This window comes from Marinomonas sp. FW-1 (assembly GCF_005222245.1).
Taxonomy (GTDB): Bacteria; Pseudomonadota; Gammaproteobacteria; order Pseudomonadales; family Marinomonadaceae; genus Marinomonas; species Marinomonas alcarazii.
The window spans coordinates 2,223,037-2,245,080 of record NZ_CP025987.1; the positions used below are offsets into that span (position 1 = coordinate 2,223,037).

The window sequence follows — 22,044 nt, forward strand, 5'->3', positions numbered from 1 at the left end:
AAAGCATTTTATCATGTCCTTGAAATCATTATTAAAAGCAGACCTCGTTCTCGCAAAACAAGATATCATTAGCAAGAAACGCGTATTAGAAAACCTCGCGGAAGTAGCGTCAAACCGACTTCACTGTGATAACGAAGCCGTCTATGATGCACTGCTAGGTCGAGAAAAACTTGGAAGTACTGGTATAGGCAATGGAATAGCCATTCCGCATTGTCGACTAGAGTCCGCAAATCACACCGCTGTAGTGGTAATGTCACTACAGACGCCTATCGATTTTGACTCTATAGACAAACAAGCTGTCGATCTTATATTTGCGTTAATTGTTCCGCCACATGAATGTGACCAACATCTATCAACACTGGCTCAAATTGCAGAATTAGCACAGTCTCCAGAATCATTGGACAAGCTGCGTACTGCTCAAAGCAACGAAGAGCTATTCAGTATTTTCAACTCATTAATATAGGTATAAAGCATGCTGGAAGAGTCTATTGTTATTATAAACAAACTTGGCTTGCATGCCCGTGCAGCAGGCAAACTCATAGAAACAACCACACGCTTTTCTTGTGATATCACCATCGAAAAAGATGGGCGTAATGTGGATGGAAAAAGCATCATGGCAATGATGATGCTTGCTGCAGGAAAAGGCACCGAAATCAAAATCAAAGCGAATGGTGAAGATGAGCAAGAAGCCATTAACGCGATCGTTGAATTAATCAACAATCGTTTCGGTGAAGATGAGTAAAGAGCATCATGTCGGAGCAAAACACCCTTAATCATTTGCAAACGGTAACCGAGTCCCTTGAGACCGGTGCCACAATGCAAATTCGCTACCTACTTAATGGTGCCCTACCTGCACAAGATGTTGCTCGACTATTAGAATCGTCTCCGCCAAAAGAGCGTAAGCTTTTATGGGAACTCATCGAAGACAAAAACGAAGGCGAAGTATTACAGTATCTGACTGAAGATATTGGCGTTCAATTCATGAAAAACATGAATACAGAACGCCTTATCGCCGTCTCAGAACACTTTGAAAGTGATGACTTAGCCGACTTATTACAGCACCTGCCAGAAAAGATCGTGAAAGAAGTGCTTGCGTCGATGACGGCGCAAGACAGAAAAAGAGTTGAAGACCTATTAAGCTACTCAGAAGACTCTGCTGGCGGCTTAATGAATACGGATACGATAACAATTCGTCCAAATATCAATGTGGACATTGTTTTTCGCTATCTTCGCAGGCACGCAAAGATTCCAGACATGACTGACAGTTTATTAGTCGTCAGTCGCTCAGATAAACTTCTCGGTGTACTCCCCCTTACTAAATTGCTGGTTTCCAACCCTAATGCCACCGTGCGTGACATTATGGAAACCGAGTTTACTGTGATCAATGCAGAGACACCTGCAAGTGAAGTTGCGCAGTTATTTGAAAAAATGGACCTTGTCTCCGCTCCCGTTATTGATGGTGAAAACAGAAAATTACTAGGTCGTATCACTATCGATGACGTTGTCGATGTTATTCGTGACGAAGCTGAACACTCCATGCTAAGCATGGCAGGTCTCGATGACGACGAAGACACCTTCTCCCCTATTATGAAAACCACCAAACGACGTGCGGTTTGGCTTGGCATAAACCTTATTACAGCCTTTATCGCCTCTTATGTGATTGGACTATTTCAAAACACACTCGATCAAGTGGTTGCATTGGCAATATTAATGCCTATTGTTGCCAGTATGGGCGGTATCGCTGGCTCACAAGTACTGACACTGGTAATTCGAGGCATCGCACTGAACCAGATTGGCGCAACCAATACACGCTGGCTTTTAAATAGAGAACTTGTTGTCGGACTTCTTAATGGCATATTGTGGGCAACCGTTATTGCCGCACTCACCGCTCTTTGGTTTGACAACATAAAGATTGCCTATATCATTGCAGGCGCCACTATAATAAACCTGCTATTTGCAGCAACCACTGGTACACTTCTGCCAATTTTCTTAAAAAAGATTGGCATCGACCCTGCCCTTGCTGGCAGCGTAATTTTGACTACTGTGACCGACGTAATTGGATTCCTTTCCTTCCTAGGTCTCGCTACTATTTTTTTAATATAGGTTCCCATGACAGACTTTGATCAATTTGAAAACGAAGAAGACATTCCTAAAAGTAAAACCCAGATCAAGCGTGAAATGGAAGCCTTGCAAGATCTTGGTAAAAAAATGCTCGGCTTAAGCAAAAACCAGCTTAAGAAAGTTGAAATGTCGGACACTTTACGCGAAGCCTTCGTTGAAGCTGGACGCATAAAACAACACGAAGCCATGAGAAGACACCTTCAATACATCGGCAAGATCATGCGCACAGAAGACCATGAGGCCATTGCTAATCGAGTGGCTATGTTTGATTCAACATCGGCTGCGTACAACAAGCTTTTTCACCAACTAGAAGTTAAGCGTGACGCACTTATTGGCGAAAACAGTAAAGAAGTATTGTCCCAATACCTAGATGAAAACCCTCAGATCGAAGACATTCAGCTGCTTAGACAACTTATCCGACTCTCCCAAAAAGAAGTGTCTCAAGGATCAAACACAACAAACCGTAAGAAATTATTCCGTTTTTTGCGTGAAGCCGAAGAGAAACGTTTAGGCTTAAAAGACTAATACAGAAAAGTAAAACCCACTGCGATTTACTTCGACAAAAGCCCTGGCTCAGAAAAAACTGACCAGGGCTTTTTACTGAAATCTACGATGGGATAAACAAGGCATTTTTTGACGACATTGATTCAGTCTTTGCTTTTCTACCTCAAAGACAAAATACCCCTGCTCTTCTTGCAAATCCGCCAAGCATTCTCCAAAAGGAGAATACAAAACACTATTACCATAAGTTTGCCTTGTTGAATTATGCCAACCACATTGGCCAACGCCTAAGACATAACATTGATTTTCAATAGCACGGGCGGACAACAAGGTGCGCCAGTGAGCTTTACCTGTCACATAAGTAAAGGCGGCAGGCACCAATAAAATTTCAGCCCCCATATTAACAAGTTGTCGATATAACTCAGGAAACCTCAGGTCATAGCAAATGCTTAAACCCACTTTAAAGCCATCCACATCCACCACTTTTAATGACAACTCACCCGCCTCTATAAAATCAGACTCCTTATAAGAGGCTGCTTTATCATCCACAGCAACGTCAAACAGATGAATTTTGTCATAGCGTTCAAGTATGGCGCCATCAGGACCAATCACCCAACAAGACTGCCTTACCCGCCCATTCGGCACTAATTGGCCATCAAACCGAATATGAGAAGGGTGAGAGCCGATCACAATATAAACAGAGTAACACTTGGCGAGCGTCGCGATCTCAGCAAAAATAATCGCTTGATCCTCAGACTCCGCCAAAGGTCGCATATTTTTACCATCAAACAAAAACACATTTTCCGGCAAAACAATAAGGCGCGCTCCTTCTTGCTGAGCAGCAGAAACGACCATACGTTTGACTTCTTCCAGATTACTTCGCCAATCTTTCGTGCTGGTAAGTTGAATAGCCGCGACACGCAATCTATTTGTCATTGGATTTACCCACTGGTTGATATCGAACAGGGGTTATAACAGGATCGTTAAAGGAACCTTCAACTTTATACTGCACACTCGTTACCTTAGATAACTGATCCCCGATTAGCTTATCAGTGATAAATAGCAGACCCGCCAACTGAGGAGTTCCCCATATCAACCCCGCCAAAGGCAGCGTTCCTGATATAGGAAAAGTGGCCGTTAGCCTTTCATTCAATTTTTCATTTACGATATCAGCTTCACCAGCAACAACAAGCTCAGCGGTTGGGGACTTGATGGTGATTGGGGAGATTGTTTTCAAAATACCATTAGAAAGAGAAAGAACACCGTTAAAGTCGTCGTAAGTTAAGCCTGGTTCATAAACATCAGAAAAATCCAACAACAAACGTCGACTCAACGCCCCAACATTAAAGATCCCCAGCACCTTCAAAAATGGCGGTAACTCATCTACTTGACTGAAATTACCATTCGATGAAGAAAAAGCAATCCGCCCAGAAACCGACTCTCGATCAAAATAAAATGGGTGTCCTTTCCAACTTAAACCCACGTCAATTTTGTACTTTTTAGAGGTAACAATCGGCTTATTGGAAAACTTTTGCGTCAATTCAGCCAGATCCGCACCGTCAGCAGCCACAACCAGCTCAACACTAGAAGACTCCCCTCTATCTTGCCAGAATAAAGACCCTGTAAAATGACCTGTCTTTAATTTAGATGAAATAGGGTCAACCCTTAGAACATCACCCTCTCTGGTAATATTAAGCTGCCAATCGCCGTAAGGCTTTTCATTAAAATAAAGCTGATCCACAGACAATTTCATATTTGGAATTTGCCTAGCAGAAAAAGGCGCTTCTTTACTACTGCCGGCTTCCTCTGAAGGATCTGAATTCCAGCTCAAGAAACCAAAATTGAGATTGATCACACCATCTTTCTTTATGAAAGCAAAATTCATTTCATCCGAATTCACAAAAAGGGGCTTATTAGTCGAGGCGTTATAAGCCACCTTAAAGTTATGCCAAGTGTTATTTGGATTAACCACCACTCTATCGACTATAAGATCAACTCGACTCAACCAAGCGGGTAATGCAGGAATATCGTCCGCATCAGTTTCCGTACTTCCGCCTGAAAAATCCGCCATTACAGACTGCCACTCAGGCACAAGAAGCTGCTTCAAGTTTCCACTAATCACCAAGCCATTCGGTATTGTTGAACTGAATTCTTCCCCTTGAACCGTACTAACAATCAACTCACCGCCAATAAACTCATTGCGTTGAAGCAGCATTCTCGCCTTTGCAAGGCTGTCATAACTCGCATCAATAACAAGATCAGATTCATGCTGCCTCACTTTGACTTGCAGCGGTTTTATTTCATCCGATTCCTTTCCTATTGGTTCTGGCAGATCTATTTTCACCCCTACCAGCTCACTATCAATGGTAAAATCGACCTGCCCCATTTGAGACTGATTAACCAACAACTTTCCTGCGTAACCAGTCAGACCAGACGCTCTATTGATTGCCAAATCACTAACATCACGCCATTTAAGAACGTCTTTAATATCCACTTCACCTGAAAAATCACCAATCACAGCCAGCCCACCAGCCTTTCCTGTAGCCTTAGATGAAAGTGTAAGGTGTGACTTTCCTCCCAATGCTTGAATATCAAAAGCGGAATCCGTTATGCCTTCACTAGAACTATAATTCAGTCTTCCTTCTTGAACATAGCCAGCTAAATCAAGGTCATTAATTCGCAATGGGTTATCTTTAAAATCAAGCGCTAGCTGAACTTTGGGCTCCGTATCTGGAACAAATGGCACAGCAACATCAAATTTACCCTTTACTCGCCCCTCCAATTGCCAGTTAGCAAAAGGTGACAAAACAGAGTCGGCCAACGGCGTTGATTGCAACGTAGAAATAACTAAGGGGGCCTCTTCATCAACAGCACCCGAAATATTCAGCCAATCTGCTTTCTCATTTATGATCGGCACTGTCACCAAAAGATTACTTACGGGCAAATCTGCTAACTTAGCTGAGTCCACATGAACACTGATACCTGTCGCATCATATGAAAAATTGCCTTTGACATCCGTCGCTGTAGGCCAATTTTCATCAAACGCCACATCCGTATCATTTAGCCCCATTTGCATTCTTACGTGAGGCTTAGCACCGTCTGACAACTCGCTCTGCACCAATACATCAACATCCGTGATTTCACCAGAATTAGGAAATGCCTTCTGAATCCAAGACATAACCGCTTCATCAAGCACTTTAGGCGGAATATAATCCAGTCGATCTGCAACAGATAAATTTTGACCATGCAAATCTAAAGCAAGCCAATCAGGTTCATCACTTCTAACTTCTAAACGAAAGCCGCCATTAACATCAGCACCACGGCGTTGCACCAACAAATCACGACCGCTCACTAAAAATATATCTTGTTGTTTTTGCCAGCTCACGTAGCCCAAAACTTTATCAACCTGCCAAGGCGATTCGTACACCGTATCAAACCACAGCTTGCTGTCATTACCCCGAAAATCGATATAGCCACTGTCTTCAGACAAACTAAAAACAGCATTAATTTTATCGGCCTGAGGAATGCCATTGTAGGCATTAACGGATGCGGCTTGCAGATTACTTAAAAACTCAAATGACAACTCACCGTCTTCTCGCCACACCTGAACGCTACCATTCTTAGCAACACCCAATGGGTGCAAGGCGTTCAAAATACTGAATGCGTTAGAATCTTTTGGCAAAAAATGCGCTAATATTTCATGACCCAAGCCCAAATCAGCTTGGTTAAAGCGGACTGTCGAACGGTCCGTTAAAGACGACCAATCAAATACAGCATCAATAGCAGGATAACTAACATCACTGCTATCACTTATTACCAAATCCTTTAGATCGAGACGAATCGCTGGCTGCCGCTGTGAATAGTGAAGTTTTACAGAGGAAGTCGCATCAAAATTCCGCCCATCCTCAAAACCAATGTTGACGTTCGTAGACTCTGCACGAACTTCGTATTCCTTACCGACAACAGCGTCTAGCCAAAGCTCACCAGCAAAATCGGCGGACGCAATAGAATAGGCATTATTCGCTAATACACTATCAATAGGCAAAGATATCTTAGGGGCCACAAGCGACGCTTTTACTCGATAATCACCCAGCAAACCACGCGTTTGCGCAATACGAGCATTAAGTACGAATGGCGACTGATAATCATCTAAAAAGATCTTTGATGTCAGCAAAGACTCAAATGATTTCTGGAAAAGGTACAAATGTGGGAAGCGAACTTTATGCTCACCAAATTGCTCACTGTTAATGTCTATTTGACCATCATAAATAGAAAAGTTTTTCTGAGCAGACAAGTAATCTAACGCACGTTCAACACCCACATCATTGCGAACATTACGCGAAGGAGTAGCCCCAGCCAGATGCCAAACACCCTTATTTTCCTGCATCTGCACATAGGGGCGGACAAATCGAATATAGGTAAACTGAGGGCTTAAACTAAGTAGAGATTTAACGGTATCTAAGCGAATCCGCATTTCATCAACACGAACAGAGGCCTTTCCGTTAGCCAAAATATTAAAGCCGCTAATTGATACAGTTGGATCGACGCCTTCTAAACCGCCATCAATCCTTTCCAGCGTCACTGGGTAGCCAATGATTTGCTGTAAATTATTCTCGATTTGTGGGCGATAGCGATCCATATAAGGAAGCAGTTGCCCAACACTGACCGCAAAGATAGCCAGCAGTGCTGTTAAAACAACAGCCGCCCAAAAAGAAAAAAGGATCAGCTTACGCAATACCCAACGCATCTTACGTCCTTTTTAGTTAACGCAAAACAACATCATATTGATCTTGCGTATAAACAGAATCCACTTGAAAACGGATAGTTTTGCCGATGAATGCTTCCAATTCAGCAACAGCAACACTTTCTTCATCAAGAAACCTTTCCACTACAGCGCTCGCAGCCAACACAGTGTATGTCTGAGAGTTATATGCTCGGTCCGCTCTTAAAATTTCTCGGAACACCTCATAACATACGGTTTCCGGTGTCTTAACAAGCCCACTCCCCCGACAAGAACGACAAGGCTCACACAAGGTTTGCCCCAGACTCTCACGCGTTCTTTTTCTTGTCATTTCTACCAGACCAAGCTCAGAAACCCCGGTAATTTTGGTTTTAGCATGGTCTGCATCTAATACTTTCTCGAGCATACGTAGAACTTGACGCTTATGCTCTTCATCTTCCATATCAATAAAGTCTATGATGATGATACCACCAAGATTTCGCAACCTCAGTTGTCGACCTATTGCCGTGGCGGCCTCAAGGTTCGTTTTGTAGATAGTCTCTTCAAGGTTTCGACTCCCGACAAAGGCCCCCGTATTAACATCGATAGTGGTCATAGATTCCGTTTGCTCAACCAACAAATAGCCACCCGACTTCAACTGTACCTTACGGTCTAACGCTTTATGAATCTCATCCTCAACACTGTATAAATCAAAGATTGGACGCTCACCAGGATAATACTCAATACGGTCTCTAAGGTCCGGAATGAAATCTTCAGCAAAAGAGCGCAACTTAGCGTAATTCTCTTTCGAATCAATACGAATTTTTTCTGTCGAAAGACCAACCAAATCACGCATGGTACGCAAATGCAGCGGAAGGTCTTCATAAATAATAGAGGGCGCCTTCGCATTTTGCATACGACGCTTAACGGATTGCCATAGACGGGTTAGGAATTTGATATCTGAAAGAATTTCTTCTTCACCAGCCCGCTCTGCTGCTGTTCTTAGAATATAGCCACTGTTTTCATCCGCATCAGTAAGAGCTTCAGATACGAGCGTTTTAAGACGCTCACGCTCAACCTCATCCTCAATACGTTGACTCACCCCTACGTGTGCTTGATCTGGCATATAAACCAGGTAACGAGAAGGAATAGAAAGATGAGTTGTTAACCGTGCCCCTTTTGAACTAATAGGGTCTTTTGTCACTTGAACCACTAACGATTGCCCTTCACGCAAATAATCACCAATCTGATCACTTGGGTTAACAGCATCACGGCTCACGACTTCTGACACATGGATAAAAGCCGCCCTCTCTAAGCCAATATCAACAAAGGCCGCTTGCATACCTGGAAGAACACGTACAACCTTGCCTTGGTAAATATTGCCAACAATCCCTTTACGACTTGAGCGCTCTATATAGACTTCTTGCAACACGCCGTTCTCAACTAGAGCAACGCGAATCTCCATAGGAGTAACATTAATGAGTACATCTTCACTCATGTGACATTTCCTCTAGCGAATGAATTCCGAATTGGGCTAACAATTCAGCCGTTTCATACAGGGGCAGCCCAACAACAGCAGAATATGATCCTGACATAGTGCGCACGAAAATAGAACCCAAACCTTGAATACCGTATGAGCCAGCCTTGTCTTTGGGCTCATTCGTCTTCCAATACAAGTCTATTTCTACGTCTGAGATATCACGAAAAACCACATCACTTACAACACATTTAGTAGCAACATGCTCAAGGTCAATATTACATAAACAAAGAGAGGTAATGACTTGGTGGGAACGGCCTGATAGCCGCCTTAACATGGATCTTGAATCTTCAAGAGAATCTGGCTTACCAAGAATGCAGCCATCTACGACCACACTGGTATCGGACGCAAGAAAAACAACGGAAGAGTCAAAATGAGGATTTTGCTGTGTATACATCTTTGATGCCGCACGCGCTTTTTCTACTGCCATGCGCACAACATATTCTTTCGCCTCCTCCCGCTCTCTTGGCGTCTCATCGATGTCGGCAGGCAACACCTCAAAATCGTTAACCAAAAGACTAAGCAGCTCTTTCCTTCTCGGCGAAGCTGAAGCCAAAACAAGCATAATGTTTCCCTAAAATAAACCTAGCGAATAGCATAAATACGTCGCACACTGCGAAGTATGACGAAAGACCAAGGCCATAACGCCCCAGTAATAACCGCAGGCATAAATATCATTAATGTTGGTTCAGCATTACCAAGGTAATGATCAACCCAGAAATCGATAAGTTGATTCACGCTAACCAACATACATATAAAAAATCCTTGCTGCCAACGGTGGTACATCCGCAAACGTTTATAAAATACAGCACAGGTATAGGCAATAATGACATAGGTTAATGAGTGCTGGCCGATTATACCGCCCTGTAATAGATCAACCATTAAGCCCAAAAACCAAGCCAAGCCGACACCAACACGGAAAGGCAGGGCAATCACCCAATACAAAATAACCAGCAAAGCCCACTCAGGACGGAACCAGACAAGATCTCCGGGGAAAGGCACCGCTTCAAGCATCAAAGCGGTTAGCAAGGTAATACAGAATACAAAGATAGGCTTCATGATCGTCCCGCCTTAGGCTTTTCTATTAGCATAACGTGGCGACTTCGACCCAATTGAGCTAAAGGCACAACTTCCACATCAGCATAGGCTTTGCCCTGTGTATATTTCACACTGCGAACCACACCGACAGGATAACCACTAGGGAATCGATTATCTAAACCAGAAGTAGTAAGCACATCACCTTTTCTAATGTCGACAGAACGTGGCACGCTCATCAGCTCCATCACGGTGACACTTCCAGTGCCTCGTAAAATACCTCTAAAGCCAGTACGAGATAACTGCACGGGCACAAAGTGATTGGCGTCTGCAATCAATAGCACTCGGCTACTGTAAGCGGAAGTTTCAACGACTTGACCCAACACACCGGTGGCATCTAAAACAGGCTGACCAACATAAGCACCAGAGGAAAACCCTTTATCGATCATCAATCTATGGCTGTAGGCATTTTGGTCAAAACCGATTACTTCAGCCATAACGACTTTTTCATCAACCCGCTGGGATGCATCCAACAACTCGCGCAAGCGCACATTTTCGGCCTGCAGAGATTCAAGACGCTGCTGCCGGCTACGTAGAAGTAAAATTTCAGCCTGCAAAGATTTATTCTCTCTAACCAAGCCTTCCCTACTCGCTAGATGCTCACCAGCCCAGTTGAACATTTTTTGAGGAGTATTAACCACAACTTGAATAGGAGTCACAAGCAAAGTCAGATATGGCCTTACTTGTGAAAACGCAGAATAACGCACATCAGCAACGATCATTGCAACAGACAAAATAACCAACACAACAAAACGCGCGCTGGATACTTTGCCACTGAAAAGAAGCGAATTATTAATGGTACGCTCCTAACGCTTATTCGTTATCAGCTGTAAACAACTCAGAAGCATGTTTGTCCATCAACTCCAAGGCCATGCCGCCGCCACGGGCAACACAAGTTAATGGATCATCAGCGATAATCACTGGCAAACCAGTTTCTTCGCTAATTAAACGGTCGATTTCACGCAGCAAAGCGCCACCGCCAGTCAACACTAAACCCGTTTCGCCAATATCAGCGGCCAATTCAGGTGGGGATTGCTCTAGAACGCCTTTAATGGCTTGTACAATTTGAGCCAATGGTTCTTGAAGAGCTTCTAGAATTTCTGTACTACTAAGAGTGAAAGAACGAGGAATACCTTCAGCTAAGTTGCGACCACGCACATCAATTTGCAACTCTTCACCGGTATGGTAAGCCATACCAATCTCTGTTTTTATGCGTTCAGCCGTTGCATCACCAATCAAGCTACCGTATTGGCGACGAACATATGTCGTAATAGCTTCATCAAAACGGTCACCACCCACTCGAATCGATTCAGATGTAACGATACCGTTCAAGGAAATGATTGCGATCTCTGTTGTACCACCACCGATATCGATAACCATGGAACCTGACGCCTCAGCAACAGGCAGGCCTGCACCAATAGCTGCCGCCATCGGTTCTTCAATAATATAAACTTCGCGTGCGCCAGCGCCCAAAGCGGATTCTTTAATCGCACGTCGTTCTACTTGGGTAGATTTACAAGGCACACAAACCAAAACTCGAGGGCTTGGCTTTAACAAACTATTTTCATGAACCTTGGAGATAAAATATTGCAGCATCTTTTCTGTAACATGAAAGTCAGCAATAACACCGTCTTTCATCGGTCGGATAGCGGTAATATTACCCGGCGTACGACCCAACATGCGCTTCGCATCTGTACCAACAGACGCAACTGTTTTTTGGTTTCCATTATGACGTATAGCAACAACAGACGGCTCATCTAGCACAATTCCGCGGTCACGAACGTAAATAAGGGTATTTGCCGTTCCTAAGTCAATTGACAAATCACTTGAAAACATTCCCCTGATTTTCTTAAACATGAATTCTTACACCCTGATAATACGATACGAACAGCGTCAAAATGTAACAATGACGGGGCCAATGGGCAAGTTGATTCCGCGTAAATGTTAAAAAAGTTCCAAGGTATTTCATTGTTTAGCAAAAAAAATTAATAAATCTAAAATATGCCTTCTTTTTCACCCGCTTTGCTTTATAGCAATACCACTAAGAGATACAATGGCGGGCATTTACGATAATCAAAACATTTAGGTGGAACATGTCCATAGACAAACAAGACGTGCAAAAGATTGCACACTTGGCACGCCTCGCTCTTACTGAGGCAGACGCCGATCAATACCAACACTCTCTTTCAAGCGTTTTATCACTCGTTGAGCAAATGCAATCTGTTGATACCGATGGTGTTGAACCTCTTTCTAATCCACTTGAGATGACGCAGCGCTTAAGAGAAGACATAGTCACCGAAGAAAACCGTCGTGACGCATTCTTAGCAAACGCACCTCAGACCGAAGCTGGCCTTTTCCTAGTACCGAAAGTGATCGATTAAGAGAGACAAGCATGTTCGAACAAAGCATCTCGACATTGGCGCAAAAGCTGCGCAACAAAGACATTTCAAGCGTTGAGCTAACGCGCCTATTTTTAGCGCGTATCGCTAAGCTTGATCCGCAATTAAATAGTTACATTACTGTTAGCGAGCAGCGCGCTCTTGAACAAGCAGCCGCAGCTGATGCGCTTATTCAAAATGGCCAAGGCACTAGCCTGACCGGCATCCCTATTGCCCACAAAGATTTATTCTGCACGGAAGGCACATTAACCACATGTGGCTCAAAAATGCTGAACAACTTTATTCCGCCTTATGAATCCACCGTAACCAGTCGCATCCAACAAGCTGGCGCAGTAATGCTAGGCAAAACCAACATGGATGAGTTCGCGATGGGTTCTTCCAATGAGAACAGCTTCTACGGTGCTGTGAAAAACCCATGGAACCTAGACATGGTTCCAGGTGGATCTTCTGGTGGCTCCGCTGCTGCCATTGCGGCTGGTCTAGCCGTAGCAGCAACCGGCACAGATACAGGTGGCTCCATTCGACAACCGGCTTCTTTCTGCGGCATTACTGGCCTTAAACCGACCTACGGCCGTGTATCTCGTTTCGGCATGATTGCTTATGCATCCAGCCTTGACCAAGGTGGCCCAATGGCGAAAAGCGCAGAAGATTGCGCGCACTTAATGCAAGCCATGGCAGGTTTTGATGAAAAGGACTCAACGTCAGCAGAAACACCCGTTGAAGACTATTTAGCCAACCTAAACGCGCCATTAACGGGTCTAAAAATTGGCTTACCAAAAGAGTACTTTGGTGAAGGCCTAGACCCACAAGTTGCCGATATCATTATGGCCGCCGTAAAAGAGTTTGAGAAACTAGGCGCAACAGTAAAAGAGATTTCACTGCCTAACTTGCAGCTTAGCATTCCTTCGTACTACGTAATTGCACCTTCTGAGGCATCTTCAAACCTATCTCGTTTTGACGGTGTTCGTTTCGGTCATCGCTGCGACGATCCAAAAGACTTGCTGGATATGTACAAACGCTCACGCGCTGAAGGTTTTGGCAGTGAAGTACAAAAACGCATCATGGTTGGCACCTATGCGCTTTCTGAAGGCTACTACGACGCCTATTACCTAAAAGCACAAAAAATTCGCCGTCTTATCAAAGAAGACTTCGTTAAAGCGCTTAATGAAGTGGATGTGATCATGGGCCCTGTTGCACCAACGACAGCATTCGGTCTTGGCAGTAAAACCAGCGACCCAGTTGCCATGTATCTAGAAGATATTTATACGCTATCCGTCAACCTTGCTGGTATCCCAGCGATGTCTGTTCCAGCTGGCTTTGCCAATGGCATGCCTGTCGGCCTACAAGTAATGGGTAATTATTTTGCCGAAGCCAAGCTATTAAACGTAGCGCATCAGTATCAGCAACACACTGATTGGCATTTACAAACACCAACTATGGCAAAAGGAGCATAAGCATGAACTGGGAAGTTGTTATCGGCCTTGAGATTCATACTCAGCTCTCTACAAAATCAAAATTGTTTTCTGGCGCTGCCGTTGGCTTTGGCGCAGAACCAAACACACAAACCACACTGGTTGATCTAGGTATGCCTGGTGCATTACCTGTATTCAACAAGGAAGCCTTGCGTATGGCGGTTATGTTTGGCCATGCAATTAATGCCGAAATCGGCATGTCATCCGTTTTTGCTCGTAAAAATTACTTTTACCCAGACCTTCCAAAAGGCTATCAAACCAGCCAAATGGATCACCCTATTGTGGGCAAAGGCTATCTAGATGTAATGCTTGACGACGGAACCACTTCTCGTATCGGCATCACTCGCGCGCACCTTGAGGAAGATGCAGGGAAATCCTTGCATGAAGACTTCCAAGGAATGACAGGCATCGACCTAAATCGCTCTAGCACACCTTTATTGGAAATCGTATCTGAGCCAGATATTCGCTCTGCAAAAGAAGCGGTTGCTTACGTTAAGATGATTCACTCTATTGTGACTTACCTAGGCATTTGTGATGGCAACATGGCAGAAGGCTCTATGCGTTGCGACATCAACTTATCGCTACGACCAAAAGGACAGCAAGAATACGGTACACGCACCGAGATTAAGAACGTCAACTCGTTCCGTTTTATCGAAAAAGCCATTTACACTGAAATCGAGCGTCAAGCAGACATTTTAGAAGACGGCGGTCGCATCATTCAGGAAACACGCCTGTATGACCCAGAAAAAAACGAAACTCGCAGCATGCGTTCAAAAGAAGACGCGAACGATTACCGCTACTTCCCATGCCCAGATCTACTTCCAGTAGTACTGACGCAAGAATACGTAGACGGCATTAAAGCAACGCTACCAGAATTGCCAAACCAAAAAGCGGCACGCTTCCAAAGCGAGCATGGACTAAGCGAATACGATGCCAACGTCCTATCCTCTTCGCGCGCCATGGCGGACTTTTTTGAAACAGCCAATACCATTGTGGCAGACGCTAAACTGACGGCAAACTGGGTAATGGGCGAGCTAAGCAAGCTTCTTAACCAAGAACAGCTAGAAATTGAAAACGCACCAGTTAGCGCTAAAGCATTTGGCGAGTTGCTCGTTCGAATTAAAGACAACACCATCAATGGCAAAACAGCAAAAGATGTGTTGCAAGCCATATGGAACGGTGAAGGCTCTGCCGATGAAATCATCGAAGCCAAAGGCCTAAAACAAGTGACAGATACTGGCGCGATCGAAGCCATGATCCAAACTATTTTAGACGCGAATGCCGCTCAAGTTGAGCAATACCGCGCAGCAGACGAAGACAAGCAGAAGAAAATGATCGGCTTCTTTGTTGGGCAAGTTATGAAAGCATCGCAAGGCAAAGCCAATCCAGGTTTGGTGAACCCTATATTGACCAAGATGCTGAAAGGCTAAAATCGCTCATTTACAATGCAAAAAGCCGCACCATGAGTGCGGCTTTTTTTATTGCGCTTGAGTTACGTAATCACACATCAAAAACTGGCGACAATTCGATCTCGACCAGAACATTTCGCTTCGTGCAAATTCTGCTCTGCTATTCGAATCAACTCCTCGAACGTATCGACTTTATCGCTGCAAATACCAACACTGAAAGCCAAACGAATTTTACCTTCCGTAAACTCCTTTAAACGTAAAGTTTCCAAGAAAGCATTCACTTTATCCTGTAGTTCTTGGCCTGCTACTTTTGCAACAACACAAAACTCTTCTCCACCAAAACGACCAAGCAACACACCAGGAAACGCGTCGATAAATTCTCGACCAACCGACTCAAGCAAGCTGTCCCCAACCTGATGACCGTATGTATCATTAACTTGCTTAAAATGGTCGATATCAAACATCGCTAGGGAAACATCCGAAGCATTGTCACTGAGCAGCAACTCCCCTTCTTCAAACAAGCAGCGACGATTTTTTAATTTGGTCAAAGGGTCGATATTCGCCAGATTTCGTATAGTCTCAAGCATCTCCTGCGCTTCTAAACTATGTATAACCCGACAATGAAACTCTTCGTGATAAAAAGGCTTCTTGAGAAAATCATTGGCACCTGCCTTAATAAATTTGGCCGATAACGTATTATCTCCTTCTGCTGACAAACCAATAATCACCAGATCTTGAAAGCGGGAGTTATAACGAAGCATACGAACAAGATCATAACCATTAACCAAAGGCATATTATAATCTGCAATCAACATGCGAATATCAGAATCTTCCTCAAGCTTAGCCAGAGCAGCCTGACCATTCTCGGCCTCAACGACATTAAAGCAATATTGCTCCAACAATATTCTGATAAACAACCGACTGGTAGAGGAGTCTTCAGCAACCAACACTTTAACACCTTGGTTACGATTCAAGCGTTCAATCACCTTGATCACATGATTAAAAGAGTAACGGCTGTCTTTGGTAATATAGTCCAAAACCCCTTTATTAAGCAGTCTTAGCCGCAAGTTATCATCAAAGTTCCCAGTCAGCACCACACAGGGAATTCTACGAGATAAAATCAGATCAACAATCTCGCCATTTGGCGCATCAGGCAAGTTAAGATCAACAATCGCTGCAAAATATTCTTCACCAGAATGCGCCAATTTATCTTCAGCTTCTTTGTAACAAGTACACAAAATCGGTGTAAACAAAGCCGTTTGGGAAAGCAAATGATGGAGAACCTTCAAATCGACAGGACCGTCCTCAACGACTAATATTTTTCTTTCCTTTACCATGCTCAATTCCCAATATAAAAAGTAAGGCCATACTTTTTGAATATTTTTAAATTATCCCCTATGACCCACGATTCCGATACTCTAAAATACTTACTCTACATCATGGTTTTGTAAAAATCAGACAATACTTAACATTAACTTAATCTAACTAAATGCAAGGCGGTTCTATATATGCAATGCAGAGAAAATTGCGGAGCATGCTGTACAGCCCCATCCATAAGCTCTCCTATACCAGGTATGCCAAATGGAAAAGCCGCTGGAGAGCCTTGCATACAGCTACTTGCAGATTATCGCTGCGCTATATTTGGCGACCCCTCAAGACCAGAGGTATGCGACAAATTTAGTGCCGAAGAATACATATGCGGAACTAACCGCGAAGAAGCACTCTATATATTGACCCATTTGGAAGATGAAACTAGCCCAATCAACACTGGCTTATTAAAAAGGAAATATCAATGATACCAGCGAAGCACCTTCTACCTTTACTCTGTGTTAGCTTATTGCTCGGAGCCTGTTCCACCTCAAATACAAGCAAACAATTCATTGTTGTTCCTCCAAGTGAATCACAAATAGAAAGCAGCGTAAAAGAGCAAGTATCACTCGCCCTTAATGCTTTCACCCCTGTGGCTGGGCAAGCTCTTCCCAACAACACAGTCCTTGAAGCCTATGAAGCTCGCGGCTACGATCCAATTTGGATTCAAGACAAAAAAATCAACATGTCGATTTATAAGCTCGTTGATATTCTAGAGCAATCTCAAAGCCAAGGTCTAAATCCCATTCATTACCATGCTGGGATTATCAAAGAATATTTAGCCCTAAAAAGCCCAACACCTCAGCAACTAGCAGAGATGGATGTCATTTCGACTATTGCCTTAACCAGCTACGCCCATGATATTAGCAATGGCCGCTACGAACCTCAGCTGATAGACCCAAATTGGCAACTTGATGCGCCAAGCAACACTTGGAAAGATTTACTGTATCTCGACTCTGCAACCGACATGGTAAATTCACTGCAACTTCTGTCACCACGCAGCCCACAATATCAAGTTTTACAAAAATGGCTGGTTTATTACCAAGACCTAGCTGCAAAAGAAAGTGATATTTTCGTTAGCGCTGGTGTACCTTTATCCCTTGGCGATACAGGACCAAGAGTCGCTCAATTAAGAGCAAGGCTAGTACAACTTGGCGACATTCGCTTTTCTACCCGCAAAGTTAACGAAGAGCAATTTGATGCACGTCTGCGAGAAGCATTGATGCGCTTTCAGCGTCGCCACCACCTAACAGCGGATGGCGCTGCAGGCTCTCGGACAATTGAAATGCTAAACGTTCCACTTGAAACCAGAGCCAAGCAAATCGCTTATAACTTAGAGAGATGGCGCTGGCTACCAAGCGAATTAGAAGCAAACCGTATCTGGGTAGACCTGACCAACTACACGGTTGATATGCACCTAAATGGCGAACTCACCTCAATGAAAGCCGTTATTGGTAAACCTGACAGGAAAACCCCTGTGTTTAAAGGCTTAATGACCTATATGGTCACTAATCCAACATGGCGTGTACCGCATCGTATCGCCAGAGAAAACCTTTTACCAAAACTGCAAGCAGACCCAAATTATCTCGTAAAACATGGCTATAAAGTTTTCTCTAGCTGGAGCATTGGTGCAAAAGAGCTTGATTCAACCAAAATCAATTGGCAAGCAATCAGCGAAGACAAGCTAGCCTTCCGCTTTGAACAAGAACCAGATGAAGGCAACGCCCTAGGCCAATATAAATTTATGTTTCCGAACAAAAATGAAATTTATTTGCACGACACACCCGCTAAACACTTATTTCGTGAAAGCGACAGAGCATTTAGTTCAGGTTGCGTGCGCCTAGAAAACCCAGTTGAGTTTGCCAGAGAAATCACCAAAGGCAGCAAGCAATACAATGCCATGAACAACTCACTAAAAAATCAAAGCAATACTGTTATCTCACTGCCTACCTATATCCCAGTGTATTTGGTGTACTTCACAGTCGTTCCTAATGCAAACGGTATGCTGGAGTTTCGTAACGATGTATACGAAAGAGATGCTCTAATGGAAGAAGCGATGGGCTACTCACCCTTCCGATCAAGAGACTCCATTTAAAACCTTAACACCACCATAAAAATGCCCGATAAGTATCATCTACTTATCGGGCATTTTTACATCAACCACGTTCAGGCTTTCAGCTTCAAAGAACAAGCTACTTTATCGAACCATAATACATACCGTGACTTCTTCACGATCATGATAAAGGTGCTTTATTTGATATTGATAACCGACGCCAGCTTTTCTTAGCATTGCCTCTATCGTCTGCAAGCACAAAGACACTTCTTGGTAACGTTTTTTCATTGGCAGCTTTAAGTTAAAAATAGCACGTCTTGTCCAACCACTTGCCAACCAGTGCGCCATCAACTCTGCCACTTTAATTGGTCGCTCCACCATATCACACACCAACCAATCAACAGTGTATGGCGGTTCATACTTGAAGCCATCTGCTTTCTCATGCTGAACCAAACCTGTCGACATCAATTCTTTTTGCATTGGGCCATTATCAATTGCAATAACATGAATGCCTTTTTTAACGAATTGATAAGTCCAACCACCAGGAGCAGCACCAAGATCTACAGCTGTCATACCTTCGGTTAGATCAGACTCAAGCGTTTGCTCCGGCACAAACTGTAAAAAAGCCTCTTCCAATTTAAGCGTAGAACGACTTGGGCCAGCCGCTGGAAAACGCAACCGGCGAATCCCCATCGGAAATTCACTACGACAAGCCGCGTATGACACACCTAAGTAAGCCGCTTCACCGTCCAACATAAACACATGGTGACGCACACCTACTGCCTTGTTGCGCAAAACGCCTGACTTTTTCCATCCTTCGCGCAACGGCTTCTCTAGTTTTTTAATCAGACCAGACAAAGACTTTGCTTCATTCGTGTCTGCTGTTTCAATCCAGATTTCTTCTGCGAGCGGCAATTCACGAGCGGCTTCTAGCAAAGACTCAACTCGGCCACCCTGCTCTAATTCAATCACATCATTCACTGCGATAATCTGACGAGCAAATATAAGACGATTAAAGTTCAATTGCTGGATCAAAGTTTCGCCAGCATCAGGCTGATCAAAATTATACACAACATAACCAGCGTCCGGCACGACCTTAGCGTAGCCGTAAAAACCTTTACTACTCGCTACTTCGGACAACTCAGCCGCACAATCTTTTTCAAAACCCTGACGGCAATAAACCAACACATTTTTCATTCAAATTCCTTCTTAGCGAGCATTCAAGCTGACTAAGTTAATCAATTATTTTTTAGAGGGCCATTTCAATAAAGACTCATCAAACTGAGCAGTCACAAAATCCCCTAAATCTGGCGAAAACAACGCCCCTGTATTTGGCTTACAAACATAAACCTTATCTTCTCCATGCCAATCAAATTGCAATCTATAAGCATGAAGATAACCCCTATCCGACGATTCCCCACCGTATCTATCGTCGCCTAAAATTGGTGAACCAATACTTTTCAATGCCACACGAATTTGGTGAGTTTTCCCCGTTAGAGGCCGTACTATAAAAACCCTAACACCTTGATAAAATGAAGAAAAAAACTGAGTAACAGCCATATTTTCTCCATCTTTAGTCAGCTTCCACTGACCTCTTCTACTGGGTGACATACCACCAGCGATCATACCTTGTTTTTTTCTAGGCTTACGATTTGATAACGCTAAGTAGCGCTTCTCAACTTCATGCTTCTCAAACATCCTACCGAACTCGGCCGCCGCTTTTGCATGACACGCCACAATCAACAGACCTGAGGTCATTTTATCCAATCGATGTACAGGATAAAACGTTTGCTCAGGGTACGAAGCAGACAAAGAACGCATAACGCCCATCTCTTCGGACTCAGAATGAAAACTCATACCAGCGGGCTTATCTATCACCCAATAATCATCACAACGAAACAATATAGGAAGCAAATGAGCCTCATCACGAAAAAATAAAGAAAAAATTGATTAGCCAACAAGTTTATCCACAGAGAAAGTGGACAACTCATATGTCAATACAGAGAAGTAAATTTAATCTAATGTTGATAGTCTGATTGTACCGAAAGACGATTTCGACCACTACGCTTAGCGACATAAAGACCTTTATCAGCTTGTGCCAAAATCTCCTCATAGCGAGAAACACTAGGATCTATTCCAGCCAAACCAATACTAATTGTAACAGGAATAACAATGCCGTTTTCCGTTTCGATGAGCATATCTTCTACTGACTGCCTCATATGCTCCATCATTTCAGTTGCTTCTTTTATACCAGTGGAACGCATAATAACAATGAACTCTTCACCGCCGTAACGACCAATTTCATCTTGGGGGCGGATCACTGAGGCCATCATTGCCGACACTTTCGCCAGCACAAGATCACCCGCTTCATGACCAAAGGTGTCATTTATCTTTTTAAAGTGATCCAAATCCACGATACAGAATACACAAGATTCCCTATTGATCACCGAGTCCGCAAAAATATTAACGGCATCAGCCAGCACCTTGCGACGGTTAGACAAGCCCGTCAGTTCATCTTTTTCAGCAAGAATACGTAAATGGTGATTAACCGACTTCAAACGACTGATGACAAGGTTGATCACCATGGCAAAATTAAAGGTGACCGCAAAGAATACCAAAACAATAGATAACTCTTGGTCTGTTGAACTAAGATACAAGCCATTAGTGTGAGTCAATTCACAAACTAAAAATAACGCCAATGAGATACCAACAACCCAATATTTAACGGCTTGCCGATCTGTTCTAAAAACAACGAATGCATAAGCAATCACACTGATAAAGAACCAATGAAAACCACTGGCTGTACCAAAATAAAATAAACTGAGAATGGCTGTTTGGGCGATCTTAATAATAGGCATCAAGATTTGCGCTTTGAAAAAATGTCCAATTAAATTATACCTAAGACCGACTAAGGCCATGAGTAAAATTAAACTAGAAAGGATGGTAACAGAGTACATCTGGCGAAAGGTAAATACAGCAATCAATAACAAACAGCCCACACAAAAGATCATGTAAGAGAAGTTTACTACGTGCTTTTGATTGAGGTCATTTTCAAACTCATCCTCAAAATTAATATGCAAAAGCGCATTTATGAATTGCTTTACCGATGAAAACACAACTCTCCGTATCTATTTGTCTGCAATAATTAAAATTACGATTAAACCGCGGTATTCATCACCCGATACGTACAAAAAAACAGATTTCTATAATGTGCAGGCTAAAAAGCGTACTTTACAGAAAAGCGTTCGTTTTTTCTATAAATTAAGCCAAGTAAGAAGCTTATCGCTTGAGTTTAACAGCGTATTTTAAGATGATGTCAAAAACAGCACGAATGACCCACTATTATTTTACGCCCCCCAAGCACAGTAC

At 43.4% G+C, this 22,044-nt stretch carries 20 protein-coding genes; 9 read left to right on the plus strand and 11 right to left on the minus strand.

The window, feature by feature from the left end; translation table 11 throughout:
• The first annotated feature begins 13 nt into the window (after positions 1-13).
• From ptsN to yjgA, 4 genes are read left to right on the plus strand one after another with little or no spacing between them, the layout of a single operon-like run.
• Positions 14-463, plus strand: a complete 450-nt coding sequence (gene ptsN / locus C1X04_RS10435) for a PTS IIA-like nitrogen regulatory protein PtsN (protein WP_110573007.1) — start codon at positions 14-16, stop codon at positions 461-463.
• A gap of 9 nt (positions 464-472) precedes the next feature.
• Positions 473-742, plus strand: coding sequence for an HPr family phosphocarrier protein (locus C1X04_RS10440; RefSeq protein WP_110573009.1), 270 nt, complete (start codon positions 473-475; stop codon positions 740-742).
• 8 nt (positions 743-750) lie between these two features.
• Complete coding sequence (mgtE, locus tag C1X04_RS10445; protein WP_110573011.1) at positions 751-2,103, plus strand: magnesium transporter; 1,353 nt, start codon at positions 751-753, stop codon at positions 2,101-2,103.
• A 6-nt stretch (positions 2,104-2,109) separates the two neighbouring features.
• The gene (yjgA, locus tag C1X04_RS10450; RefSeq protein WP_137169865.1) at positions 2,110-2,646 is read left to right on the plus strand and encodes a ribosome biogenesis factor YjgA; all 537 of its coding nucleotides are present in this window, start codon (positions 2,110-2,112) and stop codon (positions 2,644-2,646) included.
• Positions 2,647-2,718: 72 nt separating this feature from the next.
• On the opposite strand, the gene C1X04_RS10455 is transcribed toward yjgA, so the two are convergent.
• The 7 genes from C1X04_RS10455 to C1X04_RS10485 form a co-directional block, all read right to left on the minus strand.
• Positions 2,719-3,558 (minus strand): carbon-nitrogen hydrolase family protein, encoded by an 840-nt coding sequence (locus C1X04_RS10455; RefSeq protein ID WP_137169866.1) that lies wholly within the window; start codon positions 3,556-3,558, stop codon positions 2,719-2,721.
• Positions 3,548-7,369: a YhdP family protein gene (locus C1X04_RS10460; RefSeq protein WP_137169867.1), complete on the minus strand. Its 3,822-nt coding sequence runs from the start codon at positions 7,367-7,369 to the stop codon at positions 3,548-3,550. Before C1X04_RS10460 ends, C1X04_RS10455 begins: the two co-directional genes overlap by 11 nt.
• A 16-nt stretch (positions 7,370-7,385) precedes the next feature.
• Positions 7,386-8,840 (minus strand): ribonuclease G, encoded by a 1,455-nt coding sequence (rng, locus tag C1X04_RS10465; RefSeq protein WP_110573019.1) that lies wholly within the window; start codon positions 8,838-8,840, stop codon positions 7,386-7,388.
• Positions 8,833-9,444 (minus strand): nucleoside triphosphate pyrophosphatase, encoded by a 612-nt coding sequence (locus C1X04_RS10470; protein ID WP_137169868.1) that lies wholly within the window; start codon positions 9,442-9,444, stop codon positions 8,833-8,835. The genes rng and C1X04_RS10470 overlap by 8 nt, the downstream gene beginning before the upstream one ends.
• 20 nt (positions 9,445-9,464) lie before the next feature.
• Complete coding sequence (gene mreD, locus C1X04_RS10475) at positions 9,465-9,938, minus strand: rod shape-determining protein MreD (RefSeq protein ID WP_110573023.1); 474 nt, start codon at positions 9,936-9,938, stop codon at positions 9,465-9,467.
• A complete protein-coding gene (gene mreC / locus C1X04_RS10480) occupies positions 9,935-10,720 on the minus strand; it encodes a rod shape-determining protein MreC (RefSeq protein WP_245926985.1) in 786 nt (261 codons plus the stop codon). Before mreC ends, mreD begins: the two co-directional genes overlap by 4 nt.
• 67 nt (positions 10,721-10,787) lie before the next feature.
• Positions 10,788-11,831, minus strand: a complete 1,044-nt coding sequence (locus C1X04_RS10485; RefSeq protein WP_110573027.1) for a rod shape-determining protein — start codon at positions 11,829-11,831, stop codon at positions 10,788-10,790.
• 236 nt (positions 11,832-12,067) lie between these two features.
• On the opposite strand from C1X04_RS10485, the gene gatC reads away from it, so the two are divergent.
• From gatC to gatB, 3 genes are read left to right on the plus strand one after another with little or no spacing between them, the layout of a single operon-like run.
• The gene (gatC, locus tag C1X04_RS10490; protein WP_110573030.1) at positions 12,068-12,355 is read left to right on the plus strand and encodes an Asp-tRNA(Asn)/Glu-tRNA(Gln) amidotransferase subunit GatC; all 288 of its coding nucleotides are present in this window, start codon (positions 12,068-12,070) and stop codon (positions 12,353-12,355) included.
• An 11-nt stretch (positions 12,356-12,366) separates the two neighbouring features.
• Positions 12,367-13,827 carry an Asp-tRNA(Asn)/Glu-tRNA(Gln) amidotransferase subunit GatA gene (gene gatA / locus C1X04_RS10495; protein WP_110573032.1) on the plus strand — a complete coding sequence of 487 codons (1,461 nt, stop codon included), beginning with the start codon at positions 12,367-12,369 and terminating at the stop codon, positions 13,825-13,827.
• 2 nt (positions 13,828-13,829) lie between these two features.
• The gene (gene gatB / locus C1X04_RS10500; RefSeq protein WP_137169869.1) at positions 13,830-15,275 is read left to right on the plus strand and encodes an Asp-tRNA(Asn)/Glu-tRNA(Gln) amidotransferase subunit GatB; all 1,446 of its coding nucleotides are present in this window, start codon (positions 13,830-13,832) and stop codon (positions 15,273-15,275) included.
• 77 nt (positions 15,276-15,352) lie between these two features.
• Here gatB and C1X04_RS10505 read toward each other — a convergent pair whose 3' ends face one another.
• Positions 15,353-16,591, minus strand: a complete 1,239-nt coding sequence (locus tag C1X04_RS10505) for a response regulator (protein WP_110573036.1) — start codon at positions 16,589-16,591, stop codon at positions 15,353-15,355.
• 171 nt (positions 16,592-16,762) lie between these two features.
• Here C1X04_RS10505 and C1X04_RS18665 point away from each other — a divergent pair, with 171 nt between their 5' ends.
• Both C1X04_RS18665 and C1X04_RS10510 read left to right on the plus strand, forming a co-directional pair.
• The gene (locus C1X04_RS18665) at positions 16,763-17,050 is read left to right on the plus strand and encodes a YkgJ family cysteine cluster protein (RefSeq protein WP_245926986.1); all 288 of its coding nucleotides are present in this window, start codon (positions 16,763-16,765) and stop codon (positions 17,048-17,050) included.
• Positions 17,047-18,717, plus strand: a complete 1,671-nt coding sequence (locus tag C1X04_RS10510) for a murein L,D-transpeptidase (RefSeq protein ID WP_110573038.1) — start codon at positions 17,047-17,049, stop codon at positions 18,715-18,717. The genes C1X04_RS18665 and C1X04_RS10510 overlap by 4 nt, the downstream gene beginning before the upstream one ends.
• 102 nt (positions 18,718-18,819) lie before the next feature.
• Here the strand turns inward: C1X04_RS10510 and rlmM are convergent, their stop codons facing one another.
• The 3 genes from rlmM to C1X04_RS10525 all read right to left on the minus strand — a co-directional run bounded on the left by rlmM (position 18,820) and on the right by C1X04_RS10525 (position 21,791).
• Positions 18,820-19,872, minus strand: coding sequence for a 23S rRNA (cytidine(2498)-2'-O)-methyltransferase RlmM (rlmM, locus tag C1X04_RS10515; RefSeq protein ID WP_110573040.1), 1,053 nt, complete (start codon positions 19,870-19,872; stop codon positions 18,820-18,822).
• Positions 19,873-19,917: 45 nt separating this feature from the next.
• Positions 19,918-20,589, minus strand: coding sequence for a TIGR01621 family pseudouridine synthase (locus C1X04_RS10520; RefSeq protein WP_110573042.1), 672 nt, complete (start codon positions 20,587-20,589; stop codon positions 19,918-19,920).
• 104 nt (positions 20,590-20,693) lie between these two features.
• Positions 20,694-21,791: a GGDEF domain-containing protein gene (locus tag C1X04_RS10525; protein ID WP_137169870.1), complete on the minus strand. Its 1,098-nt coding sequence runs from the start codon at positions 21,789-21,791 to the stop codon at positions 20,694-20,696.
• Positions 21,792-22,044 lie beyond the last annotated feature (253 nt).